Source organism: Coleofasciculus sp. D1-CHI-01, assembly GCF_040218875.1.
Lineage (GTDB): Bacteria > Cyanobacteriota > Cyanobacteriia > Cyanobacteriales > Coleofasciculaceae > Coleofasciculus.
On the sequence record NZ_JAVJQP010000119.1, the window covers coordinates 1 to 22831 of the forward strand.

Annotated in this window: 15 protein-coding genes; 12 read left to right on the top strand and 3 right to left on the bottom strand. The window is 44.4% G+C overall.

Features of this window, described 5'->3' with window-relative positions:
• The 5 genes from RIB93_RS21390 to RIB93_RS21410 all read left to right on the top strand — a co-directional run.
• A partial coding sequence (locus RIB93_RS21390) for an eCIS core domain-containing protein (RefSeq protein ID WP_446375400.1) occupies window positions 1-1579 on the top strand: 1579 nt, incomplete at its 5' end.
• A 40-nt stretch (window positions 1580-1619) separates the two neighbouring features.
• The gene (locus RIB93_RS21395; protein ID WP_446375402.1) at window positions 1620-2789 is read left to right on the top strand and encodes a WG repeat-containing protein; all 1170 of its coding nucleotides are present in this window, start codon (window positions 1620-1622) and stop codon (window positions 2787-2789) included.
• Between the two features lie 3 nt (window positions 2790-2792).
• Entirely contained in the window at window positions 2793-3806 is a 1014-nt protein-coding gene (locus RIB93_RS21400; protein ID WP_446375404.1) for a polyprenyl synthetase family protein, read from the top strand.
• Window positions 3807-4630: 824 nt separating this feature from the next.
• Window positions 4631-6496 carry an eCIS core domain-containing protein gene (locus tag RIB93_RS21405; protein WP_446375406.1) on the top strand — a complete coding sequence of 622 codons (1866 nt, stop codon included), beginning with the start codon at window positions 4631-4633 and terminating at the stop codon, window positions 6494-6496.
• Window positions 6493-7050 (top strand): histidine kinase, encoded by a 558-nt coding sequence (locus RIB93_RS21410; protein ID WP_232231644.1) that lies wholly within the window; start codon window positions 6493-6495, stop codon window positions 7048-7050. Before RIB93_RS21405 ends, RIB93_RS21410 begins: the two co-directional genes overlap by 4 nt.
• A 145-nt stretch (window positions 7051-7195) precedes the next feature.
• On the opposite strand, the gene RIB93_RS21415 is transcribed toward RIB93_RS21410, so the two are convergent.
• A complete protein-coding gene (locus RIB93_RS21415) occupies window positions 7196-7585 on the bottom strand; it encodes a hypothetical protein (RefSeq protein WP_044205170.1) in 390 nt (129 codons plus the stop codon).
• A 125-nt stretch (window positions 7586-7710) separates the two neighbouring features.
• On the opposite strand from RIB93_RS21415, the gene RIB93_RS21420 reads away from it, so the two are divergent.
• The 4 genes from RIB93_RS21420 (at window position 7711) to RIB93_RS21435 (ending at window position 16546) form a co-directional block, all read left to right on the top strand.
• Window positions 7711-9582: an eCIS core domain-containing protein gene (locus tag RIB93_RS21420; protein ID WP_446375409.1), complete on the top strand. Its 1872-nt coding sequence runs from the start codon at window positions 7711-7713 to the stop codon at window positions 9580-9582.
• 22 nt (window positions 9583-9604) lie between these two features.
• On the top strand, window positions 9605-10888 hold the full coding sequence (locus RIB93_RS21425) for a HEAT repeat domain-containing protein (RefSeq protein ID WP_446375411.1): 1284 nt from the start codon (window positions 9605-9607) through the stop codon (window positions 10886-10888).
• A gap of 745 nt (window positions 10889-11633) precedes the next feature.
• Entirely contained in the window at window positions 11634-15983 is a 4350-nt protein-coding gene (locus tag RIB93_RS21430; RefSeq protein WP_446375413.1) for an eCIS core domain-containing protein, read from the top strand.
• A gap of 5 nt (window positions 15984-15988) precedes the next feature.
• Window positions 15989-16546 (top strand): hypothetical protein, encoded by a 558-nt coding sequence (locus RIB93_RS21435; RefSeq protein ID WP_446375415.1) that lies wholly within the window; start codon window positions 15989-15991, stop codon window positions 16544-16546.
• Between the two features lie 62 nt (window positions 16547-16608).
• Here RIB93_RS21435 and RIB93_RS21440 read toward each other — a convergent pair whose 3' ends face one another.
• On the bottom strand, window positions 16609-17259 hold the full coding sequence (locus tag RIB93_RS21440; protein WP_446375417.1) for an RNA 2'-phosphotransferase: 651 nt from the start codon (window positions 17257-17259) through the stop codon (window positions 16609-16611).
• A gap of 54 nt (window positions 17260-17313) precedes the next feature.
• Between RIB93_RS21440 and RIB93_RS21445 the strand changes: the two genes are divergently transcribed.
• Window positions 17314-18573 (top strand): methylated-DNA--[protein]-cysteine S-methyltransferase, encoded by a 1260-nt coding sequence (locus RIB93_RS21445; RefSeq protein WP_446375419.1) that lies wholly within the window; start codon window positions 17314-17316, stop codon window positions 18571-18573.
• A 631-nt stretch (window positions 18574-19204) separates the two neighbouring features.
• Here RIB93_RS21445 and RIB93_RS21450 read toward each other — a convergent pair.
• Entirely contained in the window at window positions 19205-20407 is a 1203-nt protein-coding gene (locus tag RIB93_RS21450; RefSeq protein WP_446375421.1) for an HhoA/HhoB/HtrA family serine endopeptidase, read from the bottom strand.
• A 277-nt stretch (window positions 20408-20684) separates the two neighbouring features.
• Here RIB93_RS21450 and RIB93_RS21455 point away from each other — a divergent pair, with 277 nt between their 5' ends.
• Both RIB93_RS21455 and RIB93_RS21460 read left to right on the top strand, forming a co-directional pair.
• Window positions 20685-21023: a metal-sensing transcriptional repressor gene (locus RIB93_RS21455; protein WP_446375439.1), complete on the top strand. Its 339-nt coding sequence runs from the start codon at window positions 20685-20687 to the stop codon at window positions 21021-21023.
• Between the two features lie 310 nt (window positions 21024-21333).
• Window positions 21334-22830 (top strand): hypothetical protein, encoded by a 1497-nt coding sequence (locus tag RIB93_RS21460; RefSeq protein ID WP_446375423.1) that lies wholly within the window; start codon window positions 21334-21336, stop codon window positions 22828-22830.
• Window position 22831: the final 1 nt, after the last annotated feature.

A 22831-nucleotide genomic window follows, 5' to 3' on the forward strand; every position in this document is an offset into this window, starting at 1 on the left:
CAGAGACTCGGCGGATAGACTAGCCGCGAATGTGATGCGAAGTCTAGAAGCCAAGGATTCCCAGGAGACAGAAACGCCAACGGTACAGCCTCAGTCAGAATCAAGGATTTCAGTTGCTGATGTCGTCGGACAGAGAATGCCCTCCGTAATGGCACACCCCCTGACTCCACTCCAGAGAAAGTTAACAGTCGGGCAACCAGGAGATAAATACGAACAGGAAGCCGACACAGTAGCTGCCAAAGTCGTCGAACAGATTAATTCTCCCACGTCCCAGCAACCTGTACAAGGAAAAGTAGAACCAGTAGCTCAGCCGACAGTGATGCGTGATGGTGGAGTTGGTGGAGGTGCGGTTGACGATTCCGTTGAGCAAAGTATTCAGAGTGCCAGAGGAAGCGGGCAAGGACTATCGGAAGACATTAAGGAGCCGATGGAGCAGGCGTTTGGGGCTGATTTTAGTGGGGTGAGGGTGCATAACAATAGCAATGCTGATCAGCTTAATCGCTCCTTAAATGCCCAGGCGTTTACAACAGGGCAGGATATCTTTTTTAAGCAGGGGGAATATAGTCCGGCGAGTAGAGGTGGGCAAGAGTTGTTGGCCCATGAGTTGACCCATGTGGTGCAACAAAATGGTGGTGTAGTACAGCAGAAAAACAAGCAACCACAGGACTCAAACGTCAGTTTAAAAGAAATACCAAATTTAAATAAGATAAGACGAAAGAGTGAAGTATTAACTCACCTGCAATCTTTGAAAGGAAAGACTAATCAGTATCCCTCGGTGTACCTGAATGAGATTGAAAAGTTTCAGAAGTTAAATTCGACTGAGAAAATTCCTGCATCTCAGCGGCAAGTATTAGAGTTAGCGAATTCTGTAGATGTTCAGCATAAAGATTATTCAAAAACTTTGAGGAGGCAAGCTAGTCCAAGACTAGAAAGATCTACTTTTCCAGCAGGTACGACACTAGGGGTTGACGTTATAGGTAATACTACTACTCAAGGGTTTATACAAGGACTAGATAGCAATGACAACCATATATCTTTATTCCATAGCCAGAAGGTTAATTATTTTAAAAAACAGTACAATCGTGACTACGTAGTAGTGGCAGAAGGAGACGAGAGAAATAAAATAGTCCGTCTACAACTAGGCATTGTTAAGGAGATGACATGGGGTGACTCAGCCAATATGGTTTTTTGGGAAGACAGTGTTACTAATCAAGAGGGTACACGTAGGGGTGAAGGCGTTTTACAATATGGTGCTGGTGAAGTACGGGCAGTGATACAGGTTCCGGATGGAGTAGATATGATTGATTATGACACAACATATCCCGTAAAGATACCAGACTATCCTCATAGTGATGCCTCTACGTATGGACTCTACAGTGATGTCTGGTTTAGAATTGAAGGTGCACCACAAGACAGCGGAGATGAGGGTGAATACATACACCGTGGTGACTACTCAGCCGGATGTATAAGTGTTCAACAAAATTGGCCTGATGTCTTTAAGCACATAGTTACCAAACGCCTCGGTGAAAAATATGTAGGAACGGTTACACGACGCAAATCGTCGAATAGAGACCAATAATAATCCAAGATAACTGTATAATTTTTGTGGGAGTAGATCCTTGAAAGATGAAATACCTAAATACATAACTCAGTTAAAGTATTTCAAAAAGGTTATTATCTCATGCTGCCTGAGTGCTTTAACTCTGAGTGCCTGTAGTTCACCGCAGGCAACCTCACTATCTAATAGTACACCAGAAAAGCAACAAACAACTGAGTCTACACCCAGCACAATGCTAGAGCCTGATTTGACATTGTACCCGGTTGAAGTAGATGGCAAGTGGGGCTATATCAATGCAACAGGTGAGATGGTTATTCCTCCCCAGTTTCACCAGGCTTTAGATTTTTCTGAAGGACTAGCACTTATCTCCCTAAAACTTGAAGGTAAATGGGGTTACATCGATACAACAGGTAACATCGTCATTCCTCCTCAGTTTGACGATGCCTTTTATTTCTCAGAAGGGATGGCTAAAGTAGTTATTGATAAGAAGGTAGGCTACATTAACAAGACTGGTGATCTAGTGATTCCTCCTCAGTTCGAGCCGATTTATTCTCGTAGTTTTTCCGAGGGTTTAGCTGTTGTACAACTAGAGTCGGGTATGGGCTATATCAATAAAGCTGGTCAAATGGTAATTCCAGCGACAATCCCTATTGCTCACGACTTTAAGGAAGGATTAGCTCTTGTAAACGGAGTAGACGGTTTTTGGGGACAGCATGGCTTTATTAATAAGCAAGGAAAACCAGCTTTCCGCCGCTCAAGGGAGATATTGTCAATCACCAGAAGACCATTTTCGGAAGGCTTAGTACCCATTTCTACAGAGCGTGGAAGGGGCTATATGGATAGGAAAGGTCAAATAGCTATTGAAGGACAGTTTTACAATGCGTTAAATTTTTCCGAAGGATTAGCTCAAGTAGAAACGGGATTTGTTCCAGCAACAATAGCTGAGCGCAATGCTGATATAAAAGGAAAGTGGGGCTACATTGATAAAACTGGACGAATAGTAATAGAAGCTGAGTTTGAAGATACACAACCTTTCTCCGAAGGACTAGCAGCAGTAAGCAAAGACGGAGACAGTTGGGGCTACGTTGATAAGAAGGGAAAGATGGTTATTCCTCCGAAATTTGACTATGGGAATCCTTTTATAGGAGGATTAGCTCGTGCCTGTACCGATATTCATAAGTGTGGTTATATCAATAAGACGGGAGAGTTTGTCTACATTGATCCCGACTAGAAATTGACGAATGAATATTCTCTCTATTGGGCTTTTGAAACAGCCGATTTAGATTCACAGAAAATGAATGATATCCAAGCTCTATATCCAGAAGTAAGACAACTTATTCATAACTCAGTTCCGGATGAATTACCTCAATTAGAAGTTCAGCTAAAAAAATTTACTGACCCCATGATAGCTGAAGCCATCCTACCGTTAGCATCCTGTCAAGCTGTGAAAGGAAATCCCATTGATGCCATTCCTGTGGCGGCGGCACTGGTAATTTTTACCGCATCTTGGCGCATTCTTGATGAATTAGAAGATCAAGATAGACCAGGACAACTGTGGGAAGAAATAGGAACAGCAAGAGCCTGGAATTATGCTTGTGCAGTACATAATATTGCTTGTGAAGTCTTGAACAAAGCGCCCTTTCCTTCTCAGGTATTTAAGAGCATCAATCAAGCTTATATTGATACCTTTTTTACCATAGCTGCAGGTCAGGATAGGGATTTAGCCGGACTCACCAAGACAGTTGAAGATTATTGGTTAACTATAGAAAGAAAAACTACTGCTTTCTATGCTACTGCTTGCACCACTGGTGCTATGGTAGGAACAGAAAATAATGAACTCATCCAAGCCTGCGGTGTTTTTGGGTATCATCTCGGAATAGCCATCCAAATCTTTAACGATATGCAATCGATTTGGTATCCTGATGGCATTACAGATTTAGAACAGGGAAAAGTTACACTTCCTTTGGTGTATGGCTTAGAGTTGGAACACCCGGAATGCCAGCAACTATTATCATGGGTAGAAGCTCAGGAAATTGCCACCAATGCAGACAGAATTAAAGAAATACTAGACCATATAGACACCAAAAGATTCCTTATTTGGGCTGCTTTAAAAGAAAGAGAACAAGCCCTAGAAGCCATCAAAATTTGTCCAAAAGCTGAAGGTAGAGAAGTCCTTGAGTCCTACATAACAGGGATGTTTGGAGACATCGATTTATTACTGCAACAGCCAAAAGTTGACAAGGCTTAGCGCGATCCTGGATCTTGTCGGCTGCACTAACGAAGTAACGCACCCATCCAACTGGACGACGGTGCGTTACGGCAAGATTGATGCACTAAGTCGTTTCTCGCATTTCGCTGGTGCGTACTGATAACGTTTTCGTCTGGTTCCCCCGCACGACTTTTTGGAGTTGCTTTACCAGAAAGATTATCTAGTGATGGTTTCGCAAAATGTTATCAGCTTTCAGAAGAAAAACTTGCCTCAGAAGAGCTTAAAAGTTGTCTAAACACCGTATGTCAAGATATTCGCACTTGGACTATCAGGGAATAATTTAAATCAGAAGAAGCCCAAAAAATTGAGACTTATTATTTGTTTTTCAACCATCGTGGTCTATTTTATTGCATCTATTTACACGAAGACTTGGATGGTGAATACTTACTTTTTGAAAAAGATGTTCATAGAGAGAACGTAGCTAGTTGTTTCTCTCTTGCTGTTGATGATTATGTTAAGTCAAAATAAAAGATATTTCCTCTAAGAGTTTTGCTAATCGAAGACACAGAGGAACGTCAAAATATCTATTTACTATCCTGTATCTAAATAAGATATTCTGATTCTTCCGAGTGCGATCGCAGATATTGTCGGATGCCTTACTGCCTTAACGCGCCAATCCTTGAATTAAGGGGCAAAAAAAAGTATATAATTCAGCTACGTCTACAAGAAGTCTTGGGTCAATTGCTGTGCAGGTATTTCCGGGAAATGGGCATGGGCAGAAATTGTTGGGTAGGAGAATCACCCAGAATTCTTGAGGCAACAAGCTCCCAAGCAGCAAATCATCAGGCAACTGAGGCGGCATCATGTATAAACCCCTACAAAAGAAAAATTCCTCCTGGACTCCAACAACGGCACAGAAAAAGAGCAAGAGTCCGTCTAAATTAGGGCATTTTTCGATTCAACCCAAGCCCAATAAGAAATCGTCTCAGCCGCCGGAAATAGGGGAGTATTCCCGATACTCGGCGGATAGACTAGAGCAATCAGCCGCAGCCGGGAAAGACATTGAGCAGATATCGTCAGAGGCAGGAGCAATCCAAACGAAACTGACTGTCGGAGCGCCAGGAGATCCCTACGAGCAAGAAGCTGACCGAGTGGCGGCTCAAGTGGTTTCTATGTCAGCACCTCCTGACAATTCAGCTCCAGTTCAGCGTTTAGCACAAGAGAATAACCCAATTCAGAAATGGTCGTTGGCACAGTCGATTACGCCTGTCGTACAGAGGCGACTATCTGAGCAGGTGCAAACACAAGGGTTAGTGCAACGGGCATTTCAAGCAGGTGGAACGGAAGCGTCTGAAGATTTAGAGAGCCGTTTGAATACGTCTAAGGGTGGGGGTTCTCCTTTATCGGAGGAAGTGAGAGCCTTTATGGAGCCGCGCTTTGGCTCTGACTTTAGTGGTGTGCGAGTGCATACAGGCAGTGAAGCGGTGCAGATGAATCAGGAGTTGGGCGCTCAGGCGTTTACTCACGGGCAGGATATTTTCTTTAACCAAGGAAAGTACAATCCCGGTTCAACCGATGGGAAGCTTTTGTTGGCACATGAAATGACTCATGTAGTACAGCAGACGGGTGGAGTTCAGCCCAAACGTACAATCAGTGAATCAGGGGAAAGACATGAGGTAGGGGCAGACCAGATGGAAGAGCAAAGTAAAGGTATGACTGTGCCGCTCTCTTGGCAGCCAATTGAGAGGATATCTACTGGAGAATTGCAAGTTCAGCGTTACTTTTTGGCTCAAAATCCTAATGATCCTTCCGATATAACCCGTGTATCGGACGACAGATCTGTAGCTGTTAAACAAGAAGGCTATGGCAGTCATAAGTTATGGGCTGCACCAGGCAAGGCTCAACATTCTTCAAATCAACTCAGAGCAGTTAATTCAGTGATCGAATTGGTAGAAAATAAAACTGATGTCATAAGAGTCCATGATCTAAACAATAATCGTAAAAATCTCGTCAGGGTCATACCACGAAATATAAGTAACGGTACCCAAGGAAATGGAATGATAATCTGGGCTGATTGCGGTAGATCGGCAAGGGATGTTATTGGAGAAGAAAATGGAACTAGAGGTGTCTACAGAGATCCAGCTAGTCGAACCGGACAACACAAAAGAACTGTTGAAACTTTTGATCCTGAAGTAATAAAGTGGAAGGTTTTGGAAAATATTCTTAGAGTTTACGAGCAACAATTAGGACAGAAGTTGCTTGACGAGAGAAGGATTAGTCGAATGAAAAGTAGAGGATATATATCCGCACTCGCTAATTATTTATTGAGAATTTACAATCAACTATCACCGAGAACAAGGGAAAATTTAGATCGGCGTACAGGAATTAATCGTTGGGCTAATCCTGTAGTTGGGCAAGCTTACACTATCTCTAGTGGTGGTTCTCCTATGAGAGATATCAATGGTAACCCAATAAGAACTTGGAATTTCCATTGGGCAGGTGTTGTAATGAAGAGTGATAACGGCAGAGACAACGTAACGCTTGAAAATTATTCTGTAAGCGACTATGACGAAGCAAATACTAACTGGATATTCCAAATGTACGGTTTAGCTCAGTCTGCGGCAGAAGATTCCAGCAAGCAAGGTCAAACATTTCACGAAGAACACCGAGATATGGGTCAGCACGGTGAAACTCCCACAACTTTAGTAGTAGAGTCTAATAGCAGATGAAAGAAGATGAGATGCGAGTGCAAGTTCTAACTTCTGTTTTACTAGCAGAGACTGTAGTTTTATTCATAGGAAGTGTAGCATTAGGAGGTTGCCAGCCAAATCAAACAGGTGTTTTAACTTTAACCACAGCAGCAAGTAATATGACGGAATTGCCAACTATTTTAAATCGTACTGACATTGAGGAACATTTTCCCGACCCCTTCGATGCCATAGATGATGATGAAATGGATGAGAGACTACAAGCAAGAGATAAAGGTAAACAAGTGCGTCTAATTGGACAATACATTCAAGTAGATGTGAGAAGATGGCCCAAACCACCACCGAGATATAAAGGTCATGTAGCTGTGGTGTTGGAAGATGGCACTGAGGTCTTTCTTTATCCTCCCTGGCATTCTGAAGCCATAAGATCGACTAATGAAATTACACGATATAACAATCGAGGAGTTGCTGTGGTCGGTAAAATTGTTCCAGAATGTCCTAAATCTCCTCAGCCTGCTGCAAGCATTGTAGCGCCATGTATGCTAACAATTGATTTCATTGATCTAGTGGATTGAATCAATTGGCTCTCCCGTACATGGTGTGATAAATTTCACTTATATGTGTAGCGATGAGCTTGATTGGAGGAAAACCTAGCTTTTAAGCTGGATTAGTTGGGTTTCCTTGCGTTTTCCCAACCTACAAGCATTACATCATGGGACTTTAGCTTAATTTATAAGACTTTATTATCACTCTAAGTACGGGAGAGCCAAGGGTTTGACCATCACTACTTTCAATCAGTCCCCAGGATTCCAAGGGAGATGCGGAAGAGAAAACACGAAAATTAGCCTCGCTAAACGTAGCCAACGCTAAATTCAGAGTCGAATAATTTTGGTCGGGATGACCATGAAATTTGGCACACAAGACTTTAAATTTTCTGTCTAATTCAATCCCGACGCACAATAAGAGGATATATTGCTCAAAGGAAGAAAGCTTAAAGATAGTGCAGAGCGTCTCTAAGGCTGAAGGGTTATAGGGTTTAATGGCTTCTATGTTAAACCCTATTGCAGTGTGAGTTAAATTCGGGAAAAACCGTTTATAATTTATCCACATCTCAAGATGTCTTGTTACAGGTGTTTCGCCGAAGTAGGCAGGCGCTCGCTTATGGGAGAATCACCCAGAATTCTTGAGGCAACAGGCTCGGAAGTGACAAATCATCAGGCAACTGAGGCAGCATCATGTATAAACCCCTACAAAAGAAAAATTCCTCCTGGACTCCAACAACGGCACAGAAAAAAAGTAAGAGTCCGTCTAAATTAGGACATTTTTCGATTCAACCCAAGCCAAATAAGAAATCGTCTCAGCCCCAGGAAATAGGGGAGTATTCCAGAGACTCGGCGGATAGACTAGCGGCGAATGTGATGCGAAGTCTAGAAGCTAAGGATTCCCAGGAGACAGAAACGCCAACGGTGCAGCCTCAGTCCGAATCAAGGATTTCAGTTGCTGATGTCGTGGGTTCGACAATCCCTACCGCGACGCCACGCACCCTGACTCCACAAGTAAGAATAACTTCTGAAGTCGTGTCAGAAAAGCCGATTCAAAGGCAATGTGCGGATTGTGCCTCTGAACAGCAGGAGCAGTCAGGGGAAGAGAGGAAAGATGTTGAGGAGATGTCTGTGGCGGCGAGTGGGATTCAGACAAAATTAACAGTAGGAGCACCGGGAGATGTCTATGAGCAGGAAGCGGATAGGGTGGCGGCGCAGGTAATGTCGATGTCACTCGCTCCTGACCATTCACCGCAAGTGCAGCGCTTTGGGGAAGAGGACAATCCGATTCAGAGGTGGTCATTGGCGCAGTCGATTACGCCTGTGGTGCAGAGACGAGTAGATGAGCAGGTGCAAATGCAAGCGTTGGTGCAACGGGCGTTTCAATCAGGTGGGAATCAAGCGTCAGGGGATTTAGAAAGTCGTTTGAATGGGTCTAAAGGTGGGGGTCATACTTTAGCGCCGGAAGTGAGAGCGTTTATGGAACCGCGCTTTGGTGCTGATTTTAGTGGAGTGCGGGTGCATACTGGTGGTGAAGCAGTGCAGATGAATCGGGAGCTGGGCGCTCAGGCATTTACTCATGAGCGGGATATTTTCTTTGGGGAAGGGAAGTCGCCGGGGAATAATGAGTTGACGGCGCATGAGTTGACTCATGTGGTGCAGCAGAACGGAATCTCACACATCCAGCGCGAATCCGCTCCGAGCAATCATGAGAAAATGCTCGATGAGGCGATTAATATTGTGCAACATGCTCTGAATGCCTTTGCTGCCCAGACTTCAGGCGAAGGCAACGCAGACATGACAGCTACTCCTCAAGTCAAACAGCAAGAACAGGGTCTTCGGACAGCGCTGAATCATCTTCTTGCTTTAAAAGGTTCAGACAAAGTGGATGATATAATCAGCGCTACACGGCCGATTTTAGCTGCGTCTAAGGGAGATTCCGCAGGAGCCAGCCCCCCTTCTATTGGGGAACCCAGTCCACAGGAGTCAAGTGAAGGTTTAACTCCAAATGTCCAACGGGCAGCAACGTTAGCCTTAGGCGCACCTCTTTTAGCAGCTGGTCCACCGGGTTGGGCTGCCTACGCGGCTCTAGCCGTTGGTACCTTGATCGTAGGGGGTATCATTGCTCATGAGATGTCTCGCACTCGCACCAAACCTCGGGCGGTACCTAGAACACGGACTCGACGGAGGCGAAGAGGTCCATACCCAATCAATTGGCCTTATTTGGGTGGGCGAGGTCTGCCATTAGTAGCACCAAACCTAGCGAACAGCATTTCTATTGGTAGAAGGTTGGTGAGAACTACACCCCCACCCCGTAACCGGGCTTTAATCGACCTGTTTAAAGCTACTAATACAGTACAAACAGGACAAGCGGTACACCATGTAACACCTCTTTTCCTAGGTGGACCAGATGCATTGGGGAACTTAGCAGCAGTCTGGATTTCCTATCATATTGCTGGGCATAACGCATTAAATAATCAACCTCATCTGGCAGCTTATGGCATATCCCCATATCTCCCCAATCATCCACCAGGGACACCTTATATTGTTTCAGCTATCGTGTAAAAATAGCCGATAGAAATAAACTATGGAGATGATCGCAGACCTGCTATTCCAGGCGGCTACCTGCTTCGCTAACATCAGCAACCCGGCTGCTTTATCAAGTAGCGAAGAGGCACTGAGTGAAGTGCGAAATTTTATCGCGGTGGAAAATCAAATCCACGCCATATCAGGCGTCATGGAGGAACTGCAACGGCTAATTCTAACCCCCCTTGACCCTACTGGAGCGACAGTTAATCATGCCATGATGGCTGGATTAATCTTGGCTCGGTCTCGTTGGCCTGTTGCTGTAACTGCACTGTTGGGTGCTGCTCGCCATAGAGGTAGTTGGTGTGCAACTCTAGGACGCTTAAACCTCAGTTGGCTCACACCCAGCTCAGAAACAGTGTCAGCTTTGCAAGAAGAAGTTCTACGCCAACGACAGCAGGAGTCTCCAGAAATTCCCATGCTGGTATTAGTTGATGCTTTGATTCGTCAGCGCTCCGAAGATATTATGCCTACCATCCTCTCCTATCTCCAAGGGGATGACGAGGAATCTAATCTCGCCTATATTTTGGCTTCTTTAGTGACATTGATACCGGAACAGGGACTGCCTGTTGCTGAAGAGTTGGAGAAAAAATCCGACGGAATACTCTCTTTAACTGCCCTAGGTTTGAGGGCAGTTTACAACAGCGAAGCGGCTTATGATAGACTTATAAGTCTTGTTTCCCAAAAGGATCAACCCGAGGCAACTGCTTGTCGCTGGCTCGGCAGAATTCCCCGTCCAGAGTCATTACCACCGCTACTTAAAGGCTTGCACCATCCCTCTGACGCAGTTAGGTGTGATATAGTGACAAGTCTTGCTTTATTCGGTCTTAAGGAGGCACGCGCGGCAGTTATTCGCTGTTTATCTGATGCTTCAAGACAGGTGGCAGACCAATCGATGTCATTACTTTTTGAATGGTTAGGTGAAAACTTAGATGACTTTTCTCAACATTGGCAGTTTGATGTAGAAGGCAGACTTACTTCCAGGAGTCGTCAAGAGCTTGAAAGTATAGCGACAAAGGCTCTTGAGGAGATGGAGCCTAACCTACGCTACTATCGCCAGTCACTAATGCTGCCAGTGGAAAATCTCGAAGATCTTTATTTAGGAATGCTGCCCGATCACACTTGGTATCATTGGGTTTCTACTACAGGTGCTTATCAACCCTATGATGTTCGTAAAAACGTCTTATACAATTTCCCAGCCTTGGAAGTATTAGAAGACTGGTATATTCAACATGAAACTCAATTTGATGAGGGCGGGTACTATTACCAGGGAAAGCGTTGCTGAAGTCTGGTTTTGGGAGGATAGAGTTCTAAGTTGTAGGGTGCGTCGCGACGCACCCTACGTATCGGTGATCGCCAAACCCAGCAACTCTCCACAAGCGGCGATCGCGCTAGAGCGACTGAATGCGATCGCCGATCTCGTCGTGGCGTGACCCACCTTAATTGTGATTTTAGAAAAATGCTACAATCTTTACCTGACAAGGTTTTACGCTAATTTTTTATTGCACCATTTTAGCTGGGTCAAATCCGGCTCTTTCAGGGTTCAGACTCAGGTGTATCTCAATAGCGTCTAAAACTTTAGCGCGATCACTAGCTCTAAGTATGTCAATATTCTCCTGAAGCACAGGAGAAAAAATAGATGTCTACTGGTTTCTAGCAAGAGTTTGATGGTTTCTATGTTAAGGCATATTGTAGTTTGAATGAAGTTGGGAAAAAACAGTTTATAATTTCACCACGTCTCAAGACGTCTTGGGTCACTTGGCTTACAGGTGTTTCCCAGGAGTAGGCAGGCGTTGGCTTATGGGAGAATCACCCAGAATTCTTGAGGCAACAGGCTCAAAGAAAGCAAATCACCAGGCAACTGAGGCGGCATCATGTATAAACCACTACAAAAGAAAAATTCCTCCTGGACTCCAAGGACGGCACAGAAAAAAAGTAAGAGTCCGTCTAAATTAGGGCATTTTTAGATTCAACCCAAGCCAAATAAGAAATCGTCTCAGTCGCCGGAAATAGGAGAGTATTCCAGAGACTTGGCGGATAGACTCGCCGCGAATGTGATGCGAAGTCTGGAAGCCAAGGGTGATAAGGAGACAGAAACGCCAACGGTGCAGCCTAAGTCCGAATCAGGGATTTCAGTTGCTGATGTCGTCGGACAGAAAATGCCCACCCTGATGCCACACCCCCTGACTCCACTCCAGAGAAAGTTAACAGTCGGGCAGCCAGGAGATAAGTACGAACAGGAAGCCGACACAGTAGCGGCAAAAGTCGTCGAACAGATTAATTCTCCCACGTCCCAGCAACCTGTACAAGGAAAGGTAGAGCCTGTCGTTGAGCCAACAGTGATGCGTGATGGTGGTGTTGGAGGAGGTACGGTTGACGCTTCTGTCGAGCAAAGTATTCAGCAAGCCCAAGGTGGCGGATGGGGGCTTTCGGAGGACGTTAGGGAGCCAATGGAGCAGGCGTTTGGGGCTGATTTTAGTGGCGTGAGGGTGCATACTGATGGGAATGCTAATCAACTTAATAGCTCTTTACATTCGCGGGCATTTACGACGGGACCAGATATCTTTTTTAAACAGGGAGAATATAATCCAGGAAGTCGGGATGGGCAAGAGTTGTTGGCGCATGAATTGACTCATGTAGTGCAGCAAAATGGGTCACACCTTCAAAGCAAACCAGTCCCATCCGAGCAAGAGCAAGGATCTCAATCTGAGCAGGAGTTGCAGGATACCCAACCTCATGGAGTGTTGGGATTCGGCAACTCATTATTTCTGTGGCGAATGGTTCAGACAAAGCTGGATCTTAGCTCAAAGGCAAAAGATGACAAGCTTCAAAAAGAAGCTACTACTGATAGAAATGAACAAGAAGTTATCCAGTTCGTAGAAAACTCAGATCCCCTTGCTGCTTCATTAGACAATGAACCGACTATCCAGGCTAAATGTAGCAAGTGCGAAAAAGAAGAGCAAATACAGAGGCAAACTATTTCATCTACTCCCTCTGGCGAGGAAAATATTCAAGCCTTTGGTTTATCCGATATTGGTAATGCTGTTAGCAGTGTTGGCGAGGCTGTGAGTGACACTGTTAGTTCTGGTGCCGAGTGGGTAGGAGATAGGGTTGAAGATGTTGCTGAAGTAGGGGAAGAAGCCTTTGCTGATATTGTGGCTAGGTTTTCACCGCAACTAGCAGAATTAATCCGCAATGGACCCGAAGGTATTCTCCAAGAAAAATTAGAGGGCGGAATTGAATCCTGGCTACAAGGAGTTATGGGCAATGTGGATATTGCTACAGCTATTGGTCAGTTTCAAGGCGGTTTAGAGGGGATTTTTACCAATATCCAAGGTGTACTCAGTGGTGATGAAGCATCTTGTCAAGCCTTTGCCGACAAATTAAACTCTGTGCGTGAGTTTGCCGAAGGCTTAGCAGATAACCCGGTTATTCAAGCATTACAAGAAGCCTTTTCTCTGGTTAGTAGTGTTTTCCAGCAAGTTAGTGACCTATTAATTGCCCCAGCTTTTGATGCTTTGATGGGTGTAGCAGGTGGCGTATTCAATGCTGTGACTGAATTTGCCACAACTATTTGGAACTGGGGCGCACCGATTCGTGATTTTCTCGGTAAGGCTTGGAACTGGGTTTTAGAACAGCTAGGTATTGGGGGAGATGGGGAAGGTGGTATTTTATCTTGGCTCAAGGAAAAAGCTTCCTCAATTTGGTCAACAATTAAGGAAACCTTTGGTCCAGTTATTGAACCGATCACAAACGTCCTCACAGTGATGTTAGCCTTCTCCCCAGTGGGCTTAACTGTAGCTGTAGTTAAGTTTGTCCCGCAGTTAGTGGAATCAGTGCAATGGTTATGGGCGAATAAAGATAATCCAGATATTGTCAAAACAGCTCACGAGGAGATGGGAAATACCATCCTGCCAGGTTTATTAAGTGGTATCCAAGGCTTCTCTCAAGCTTTCCAAGGTGCAGTAAGTAGCTTTGTTGAGCAAGTAGTGCAAATTGGTGAGGGTTTGCTTTCTCTGCTGGGTTCAGTCACAGGAGTACCTTTACTGAGTTTAGCCCAGGGTTTTGTACAGACAATATCAGATGGAGTACAACAGCTAGTAACTTTTGCTCAGACAACCTTTCAAACTGTGTCTGAGTCAGTAGTTGCTTTTGCCGGAAAAGTTAAGGCTAAGATTGAACCTTATATCGGTGTATTGACTTCTCTGGGGCTGGCATTAGTTAACCCCAGTATGATTCCGGTTATTTTAGCTGGCACAGCTTGGCGCTTACTACCGGATTGTTATAAAGCACCTATCATTAACTTGCTCCTTGATGCCGTTATTGGCTTCCTAGAAGTACTCCCAGACTTACCCATGTTTGGACTACTCTGGCCAATGATTAAGGCTGGTGTACTTGGCTTCTTGCAGGGAGTGCGGAATCAAGATGACAGCGTTAAAGTTGCTGTCACCAATAAGTTAGCCAAAATTATTAGCGGCGGTAGTCCTGCGTTTATGTGGGGATTTGTTAAAGGTTTCCTTAGAGGTCTGTGGGAAGGTTTAACTGATCCTTTTGTGCTAGCTTACCAACTCATTAACGGTTTGAGCAACCTAATGACCTGGTTGAACGACACAGCCAACCAAGCTTTTAGCGAGGAACCCGCTGCTCCTACAGCTAATGCTGCTGCTACGGAAGAAGGTGCAGCAGAACCAGGTGTGAATAAAGCAGAAATCGGTCAAAGCTTGCAAGCGATGAGCGGTGAACTGCAACCACCTGTGGGTCAAGTAACAGAAGGATTCATGCCTGCTCTCCAGGAAGAATTTAGCGGTGGCGAAGGTTTAACTTTCGAGGGCTTAATGCAGAAGTTGAGTGCTGTTTGGGGTGCTGTGGAGGCAGCAATTACCAATGCTGGGGGTCAACTAGCTGAGAAGATTTGCGAGTTCATGATGCAGGATAGTGCGGAAGGAACGATGGGGAATTCTGTCGGCTGGTTAGCTGGCACAATTGTCTTTGAGGTCGTTCTCGCTATTCTCACTGCAGGTACAGCTAATGCTGCCAGGGGTGGTATGAAAGTACTGCAAGTCGTCCTTAAAGTACTAGATTGGACAGGAGAGGCTCTGGGATTAGCATTTAAGGGCTTAGCGAAGTTAGGCAGCTTCGTTATTGATATTGTTAAGGGTATTGGCAAGCTGTTGAGAAATGCCGGTGGTGCGGCTAAGTCAGTATTGGGTGCTTTGGGTGAGATTGGCGAAACTTTAATGCGCTATGCTGATGAGTTGTTAGGTAAGGTTGGTAAGGGTGCTGCTGGTGAGACGGCTGAAGAGGGAGTAGAAAAAACGACTAGGAATGCTCCACGTAACCGAGATATAAGTCCTGAACATTCAGTAAACAACAATATTAAGGATACCCCAAGCAAAGTCAAGGAAGAGTATTTATCTGATCTAGAACAGGTTGTTGATTTACCGGGTAATCATCAGCTTAAATACACTAAAAACGGTCGTCGTTATTTGTGTTCACCTTACTGTAGGGATGTCACAGAGTTTGCTGACGAATACGCTGAGGAAATTGCTAAGTATGACTTCTTCCAATCTAAGTTAGATGGCATTGCTGAAATTGCGTATGATGCTCAGATGAGAAAATCATTGCGTCAGCTCGAAGACAGTATGGAGAAGTTTAAAGCTCTTGATGATAAATTGAAAGAACTATTTGAGAAGGAACTTTCAGACAAAGCAAAAGAAGGTTTTATGCAGCAGCTAATGCTTCGTACAGATAAACAATTTCTAGATATGCAGAAGGCTTACAAAAATATAGAAGAAGCCAATGAATTCTTTGAAAAGAGATGGGTGGAACAAGGACTATATCAAAGACTTTTGTCTAAGCAAGAATTTCCAAAAACTTGGAATGCATTTGATTCTAACTTAAATGATAGCTTTAGAGAGAAACTTCATGAATTTAGAGGTGATAAGAGTCTTGATACTCCTGATGGATATCGTGGAGGTGAAGGACAACTTTTCTTTCCTTCAGATCCTGGATCTGCTGACCGTACACTCAAACGTTGGTTTAGAGAGCGCTTAGATGATATGCCGCAGTCAATTGACTTACTCAAAGGTACGAAGAATGCCGTTGATACTCATCCAAAATTGAGCGATAATCTTGAAGTTGTCGAGATTTATGAGCAAGGTTATGATTGGATAGTCCGTGATTTCGACCCCAACACAATACCATTGCCAAATGCAATAGATGACCCAATGGTTAAGGAAGCATATGACACTGTTAGTACTCTTCTAGAAAATAGCCAAAATACTTATCTAGAGCAACTCTTTAAAAAACTACAGAATCATTCTGACAATGTACATTGGTCAGCATCTAAAGAAAAATTTGTAGTAATTGATATGCAGTAGTAATTATGCAAAATTTTATTAACCTAAAGAATAGGATGGGGCTAAAAAGGTTTCTTTATAGTCCTCTAGGGACACTCTATTTCACACCTTTTCCTCCCGAAGGCACACCTAAATTGATAGTTCGTCATTTCGATAATGATTTAGCAAACAGTCTAGTTGTTCCTTTCGTAGACCTATTTCAAGCTGTAAAAAAGTGGGTTGAAAATCATCCGAAGGTAAATCAATTTGTTTCTGTTGAAACACCCATTGAATTTGGTTTTGATTATGTTACTAGGCTTTATCATATGTACCATATATCGACTCGCTCCTATGTGAGTGGTGAAAATCCCCCTAATCCCCCTGAAGAACTTGAGCAAATGCGTAATAACCTACGTTCGCAAATGGGTAAATCTAGTTCTTCTAGAGACTGCATACTTGAAGCTATTTTGAAAAGAAGCCTTTTAGAACCAACAGGTAAAACTTATTTTGCCGAAAGTCGTGGTAAATTTATTGTGGTTGAACCTAAATTTACTAGTGAGGATGTTGAACGTTGGGCAACCTTGGAAAAATTTACTAATAGCTAGCACTGATCTTTTATTCAATTTTAGTAAGCCAATTATCTCGAATATCCAAATCACTAGCTAATTTATGATAAAGAAAGACCTAGATATTTTCTTAAGGTGGCTTCTTGTTTTTTTGCTCGCTTAGTCACTGCTATTAAGTTGATAATTGCTTCGGGAGGGACGTATCTAGTAAGTACAACACCATTAGGAGCAACAAATATTTTGAGGCCTGCGTCACGAATTTTGCTTGGTGAAATTTCTAGGAGTATTGGTGCATTAGTGCGCTTGCCAACGGAACTATCGTAACGGGAAGCACAGTGGACATGAGTTCGTGCCATCGGCTTAATCCCTTCACAGGCAATATTGAAAATATTGCCTGCTGTGGTACTATGCCAAATAGAATGATCATCAGTATATTCTAACCATGAATTTTCTAGGGCATCAGGTGTGACTGCACGATTTTTAGTTGAATGCCCCTGACAGGCACGAATGCTTTGATTTATTAGTTGAAATCTCTGTTTAGTATCTGTATTCACTATTTGCTCTAGCTCAGGCTGAGAAATATCAAGGATTGGTAATATTTCTTTAAGTTTAACCCATCCAGCTTCGTCCATAGTCAAGTTTTGCTCATATGCACCATGACGCAATAGCCAGGATAAGTACTTACTTTTTGCAGCTAATTGACCGTTAATATGTTTATGATTGCCACCTGTAACGTTTTGTTGCTCTGACACTCGACTTCACCCGCTTATGAAAGCATCTCAGTATATACATTATACATTACTATAATGACTAGCCAAAAAACATCAACAAACAAAAAGATTAAACACATCAGATATGCGATCGCTAATTCCTTCTTAGGTAACTTTTTAGTAGCGCAAACAGACCAAGGCATTTGCACGGTTAGCCTTGGTAACTCAGAAACTGAAGTACTAGAAACTCTCAAACAACAGTATCCAGAAGTAGAACTAAGCCACGATCAAGAATCACTCGTCTCATCTCTGGAAGTAATCTTAAATTACCTTAGAAATCAACAAACTCAACTTAACCTACCTTTAGATGTTCAGGGAACCCACTTTCAGCAGCAAGTTTGGCAACACCTGCAAACCATTCCTTTCGGCAGAACCTGCACCTACAAAGAAATAGCTCAAGCCTTAAATAAACCTACTGCCACTCGTGCCGTTGCTCAAGCTTGTGCCAAAAACCCTATTGCTTTAATAATTCCCTGCCACCGCGTAGTTAGAACCGATGGCACTCTCGGTGGCTATCGTTGGGGAGAGCAACGGAAAAAAGCTCTCTTAGAATGGGAGCAAAAACTTAAATCTCAGCAAGAAACTTCAGAAAACTGCTCCCTGTGGACAAACTCCACTCGTAGAAGATACTTTCTTATTCCCAACCAGCAGCAACTGCCTATAGGGAACTTTACTATCCGCAACTTAAGGAATGAGAGCAAAGAAGTTGAACTACAAGCAATAAATAATTGGGAAATAAGCACCGAACAAGCTCAACCTTACATCGAAGCTGAATTAAATAGAGCCTGGCAAGAGACGAAGAATGCCTTTTCTACCTTTAGCAACTTTGCTACTGCTGCCAAAGGACAAACACCTTCGGTAAATGACTTTTCTCAAACTCCTGCTAACCCTATTGCTTCTCTTTTAGGAATTTCTCCGCAAGAACTTAGCGACAACCCCAATGCTATTCAAGAAAGATGGCAAAATGTCGTCACTGGTTTTCAAGATGTAGTTCAGGCAGCAACCTCAGAAGACGACACTGAACTAGAAACAGCCCGTTCTCATCTGGAGAGTCTCCGAGAATATTTGCAAGGGCAAGGCGTTGAAACGGACGAAGCAATTACAGAATTGCCCAACAAGCTAAGAGAAAAATATCATTCCCCAGAAACTGATCCTAATCTCCGAGAAAGTGCAACTAAGTTCAAAGAAGCGACGGAGCAAGTTGAGCAGTCTTTTACAAAAATGCTTGAAACGATCAAAGAAGGAGCAACTAAATTACAAAAGTTAGCTAAGGAGTATGAGAAGGGTGATGGTTAGTCTCTTCAGACTTTGCTCAAGTAGCGAACGTCGATAATCTTGGTTGGGCTGGATACCTGCTGCTGTTCCCGGTGAAGCCATTGAATGGTTAATCCTTTTTTGAAGTCCTCTAAGCTGAATGTGGGATACTGAGTGCGAATTTTTTCCAGAATTGGAGATAAGATGAGCGGAGACTGTAAGACTTCAATTTAAGTGGCGTAGTCTACATTGAAATAGTCTTGACTAGGAACTGAACTGATTCAGGCGCAGAACTAATCGTCTCAAATTGAACGGTTTTCGCTTCATTTGTTATCGGTTCCACCAAAAGCTTTATATCACGGCGATAGGTTAGGGAAAAGCTTGTTTTATCCCCATATAGGTCGCTAAACTTACTGCACTGGTGATGCTAATGACAACCAAAACTTTCCCTTTTAGAGTTCTCAAACGCCTTAAAAATAGGTGCATTATGTATAATTAGGGTCATGTTATTTAGCAACAAGCAAATGCTTGTGCTGGTCAAAAACATTCAATTCCTGCCAGCTTTTTCAGAAAAATAGAATTAAAATAACCCACCAGTTGTTGGTTAACCGTAAACAATCCACAGTTTACTGATGGGTTATTTCTGCTTCCCCTGCACCCCTACCCCACTACACTAAGTCGTTTCTCGCATTTCGCTTGTCCGCACTGATAACGTTTTCGTCTGATTCCCCCGCACCACTTTGACTTGGAGAACTTGATTCACACCACTATTCTCAACTAAGCGTTGTAACTGTTCAGCACTTGTCACCGATTGCCCATTAATCGCTGTAACAACATCCCCACGACGCATACCTCCTGCTGCTGCTGGAGAATCAGGTACAACTTGCACGACTAAAACCCCATTTACTTCCGGTACCATAAACGAGGAATTGGGATCGCGATTATTTTCTTGCGCCAGTTGCGGGGTTAGGGTAGTCATGCGAATGCCGATGAACGGGTGGACAACTTTTTCACCCCGCATCAATTTGGCGGTAATTTCTTTAGCTTTATTGATGGGAATGGCAAACCCAATCCCCATCGCATCCGGACGAATCGCGGTATTGATACCAATCACTTGTCCCTGTTGGTTTAACAGTGGACCACCCGAATTACCGGGGTTAATCGCCGCATCGGTTTGAATGAAATCAAGTCGTTTTTCGGGAATCCCGGCTTCTGCACTCGATCGCTGGAGGGTACTGATAATCCCTAAGGTTACAGTATTATCTAACCCCAAGGGATTACCCACCGCGATCGCCCAATCCCCAACTTGTACGTTAGTCGAGTCTCCCAATGTGACAACTGGCAAATTGTTGCCATCAATTTTGACCACCGCTAAATCTGTGATTTCATCGACACCCTGGACATTTCCTTCAAACTGGCGTCCGTCTTTGAGAATCACCGTTACCTTATCTGCCCGATCCACCACATGGGCATTGGTAACCACTACACCAGTAGGATCAATAATAAAGCCAGATCCTTGACCCCGCAGACGGCGTTCTTGGGGCATTTGGGGAAATGCATCCTCCCCGAAAAACCGCCGGAAGAAGGGATCATCGAAAAATGGATCGAGGCGGCGTGTTACTGTACGTTCCGTGTCAATTCGTACCACAGCCGGTCCGACTTGATTCACCGCCGCTGTAACAAAACTGCCGCCGATATTTGTAATGGGTGGGCGTTGGGCTAGAACAATTGGGGATTCGGGTTCATTTGTCAAGATGGGTTCAGCATGAGAGGGTGAGACATTATAAAACCCAACCGTAAACAGAACACCTGTCGCGATCGCGATCAGATAAATACTGATTTGGCGTAACCGAGGGAACAACGTTGTCAATCGCATAGCCTTATTCTTGAGTTCAGTTCTATGTATCTATGATCATCTATCCAAATTATTGTCACAATCGCTTAACATTGGCTGGTTGATCCAGGACGTTCTTTGAGCCAAGAGTGTTTCAGCGATGGGCGATTCCCCTCCATTGGAAAACCTGGCTCCCAAACATCTCGACTCTAGATTAGGATGAACAGAAGAACTAATCCATCAACGTTACCCATCCCGAACTGGAGCTAAGCCATTGATTAATGAAACCTATACTCGGTCAGACTCAGACCAACATTCGCTGAATCAATCCTTCCACCCCAGCCATGGTGAGCATGATCATGATCATGGTGGATCAACCCACGCCCATGTTCACGATGAGGAGTCTCTGCGGCGAATTGTCAATCGGCTTTCTCGAATTGAGGGACATATCCGAGGGATTAAGACGATGGTACAGGAAAGCCGCCCTTGTCCAGATGTGTTGGTGCAAGTTGCGGCGGTGCGAGGCGCATTAAATCGAGTTGCCCGAGTTATTCTAGATGAGCATTTAAGTGAGTGTATCGGTCGGGCGGCGGAGGAAGGTAACATGGAGGCGGAAATTGAACAATTGAAAACCGCGTTAGATCGATTTTTGCCGTAGTTCTTTGGGTGGGAGTTTTGAGTTTGTGTAGGGGCGGGTTTCACGATTATCCTTTCTGACCTCACCCCGATGGAATTAAACCCGCCCGTGTGTAGGGGCGGGTTTCACGACTATCGTGTCTGACCTCACCCAGATGGAATTAAACCCGCCCGTGTGCAGGGGGACAGGGAGAAAATCTGGACGGGTGGATACATTGAGATCTCCATTATGATCCCGATTTTGAGCATAATAAGGATAGAACTATCTGGCTATAAATTCCTGCTGAGTGTGGTTCTCAGCACAAGATTTCAATCAAGAGTGCGATCGCCTTATGGCTAATTTTTACTGCAAACGTCCCTATACCGCCCTCGCTGCCTTATTGGTGGGGGTAACTGGCTGTTCCTTGAATTCACCTCCTGATACGGCAGAGGGTCAGCATTCTCCATCTCAAGCTGACTCCCCGGCTGAATCAATTCTAGCGGTGGAAAATTCCCCATCCTGTCCGCCCCAAGTTGATCCCTTTACCAAAGCGATTGACAAAGCGATGGGGGCGGCGAATCTTGCCCAATCTGCCCAATCCCCCCAAGATTGGGATTTGGTTGTATTAGGCTGGATTCAAGCGATTGAAGCGATGCAATCGGTGCCACCGGATAGTCCGAAACGAGCGTTTGCTCAGAAAAAGGTGGCAGAATATCTGAACAACTTAGATGTTGCCCAACAAAAAGCGACGACAAAAACCTCTCCTCTACCCTTTGCCAGCTTTAATAACCCCATCTTTGAAGAACAACTCCTGCTGTATCTGTCTTACGTCGCCGCCGTTGGTCCGCCAGATGTCCTGATTGTGGGCAGTTCACGGGCATTAGTTGGTATTGATCCCCAACAACTGCAACAAGTTCTGGCGCGTTACGGCAAAGGGGGGTTAAAAATTTTCAACTTTGGCGTGAATGGGGCGACGGCTCAAGTGGTCGATTTTCAACTGCGGCAACTTTTAACGCCAGAACAACTCCCGCGCCTGGTGATTTGGGCAGATGGCGTGCGGGCGTTTAATAGTGGGCGAACGGATAAAACTTATAATAGTTTGGCAACATCGGCGGGATACCAACAGGTAATGGCAGGGAATCGCCCCAAACTACCGGAATCGACGACCAAAACCCCAAATACTTGTGAAGAGATTCCGGCATCCATTACCCAGAGTCCCGACTCAGAGAAATCGACACAACCGGGAAATACTATACCCGCTAATGACACGGCTGAACGCTGGCGGTTAACCCGAGTGTCCTTTGAAACCAGTAGTAATCCTGTTTCTACCCCAGAGACTCGGTTACTTTTAACTCAGTTAGGCGGAAGCCAACCGCAACGACTAGCACTGGCACGTAATACTACAGGGTACAGTGCGATCGCGATGGATGCCAATGGCTTTTTGCCGATGGATAGTAAATTTGACCCGAAAACGTACTATCAGAAAAATCCTCGTGTGGCGGGGCGTTATGATGCGGATTATCAACCCTTTAGCTTTGCCGGTTCGCAGGCGGTGGCGTTGAATTCGATTCAGGCGTTTTTAGCACAGCAGCAGATTCCTTTGGTGATTGTGAATTTGCCTGTAAGTGATGATTATTTAGATTCGGTGCGTTTAACTCGTGAACGGCAATTCCGCAAGCGAATGCAGCAAAAAGCGGCTCGCAATGAGTTTGTTTTTGTGGATTTAGGAGAGCAATGGAAAAATCAGAATCAGTATTTTGCTGATCCGAGTCATCTTAATCGGTATGGCGCGGCGGCTGTGGCGAGTCTCTTAGCAGATAACTCTGAGATTCCTTGGTCTCAACGTTGAG

Bases quoted from the DNA above. Each gene is read 5' to 3' on its own strand.
- RIB93_RS21405 (WP_446375406.1), top strand. From the start codon at position 4,631: ATGTATAAACCCCTACAAAAGAAAAATTCCTCCTGGACTCCAACAACG.
- RIB93_RS21410 (WP_232231644.1), top strand. From the start codon at position 6,493: ATGAAAGAAGATGAGATGCGAGTGCAAGTTCTAACTTCTGTTTTACTA.
- RIB93_RS21450 (WP_446375421.1), bottom strand. From the start codon at position 20,407: ATGCGATTGACAACGTTGTTCCCTCGGTTACGCCAAATCAGTATTTAT.
- RIB93_RS21445 (WP_446375419.1), top strand. From the start codon at position 17,314: ATGACTAGCCAAAAAACATCAACAAACAAAAAGATTAAACACATCAGA.
- RIB93_RS21420 (WP_446375409.1), top strand. From the start codon at position 7,711: ATGTATAAACCCCTACAAAAGAAAAATTCCTCCTGGACTCCAACAACG.
- RIB93_RS21415 (WP_044205170.1), bottom strand. From the start codon at position 7,585: ATGTGGATAAATTATAAACGGTTTTTCCCGAATTTAACTCACACTGCA.
- RIB93_RS21460 (WP_446375423.1), top strand. From the start codon at position 21,334: ATGGCTAATTTTTACTGCAAACGTCCCTATACCGCCCTCGCTGCCTTA.
- RIB93_RS21435 (WP_446375415.1), top strand. From the start codon at position 15,989: ATGCAAAATTTTATTAACCTAAAGAATAGGATGGGGCTAAAAAGGTTT.
- RIB93_RS21425 (WP_446375411.1), top strand. From the start codon at position 9,605: ATGGAGATGATCGCAGACCTGCTATTCCAGGCGGCTACCTGCTTCGCT.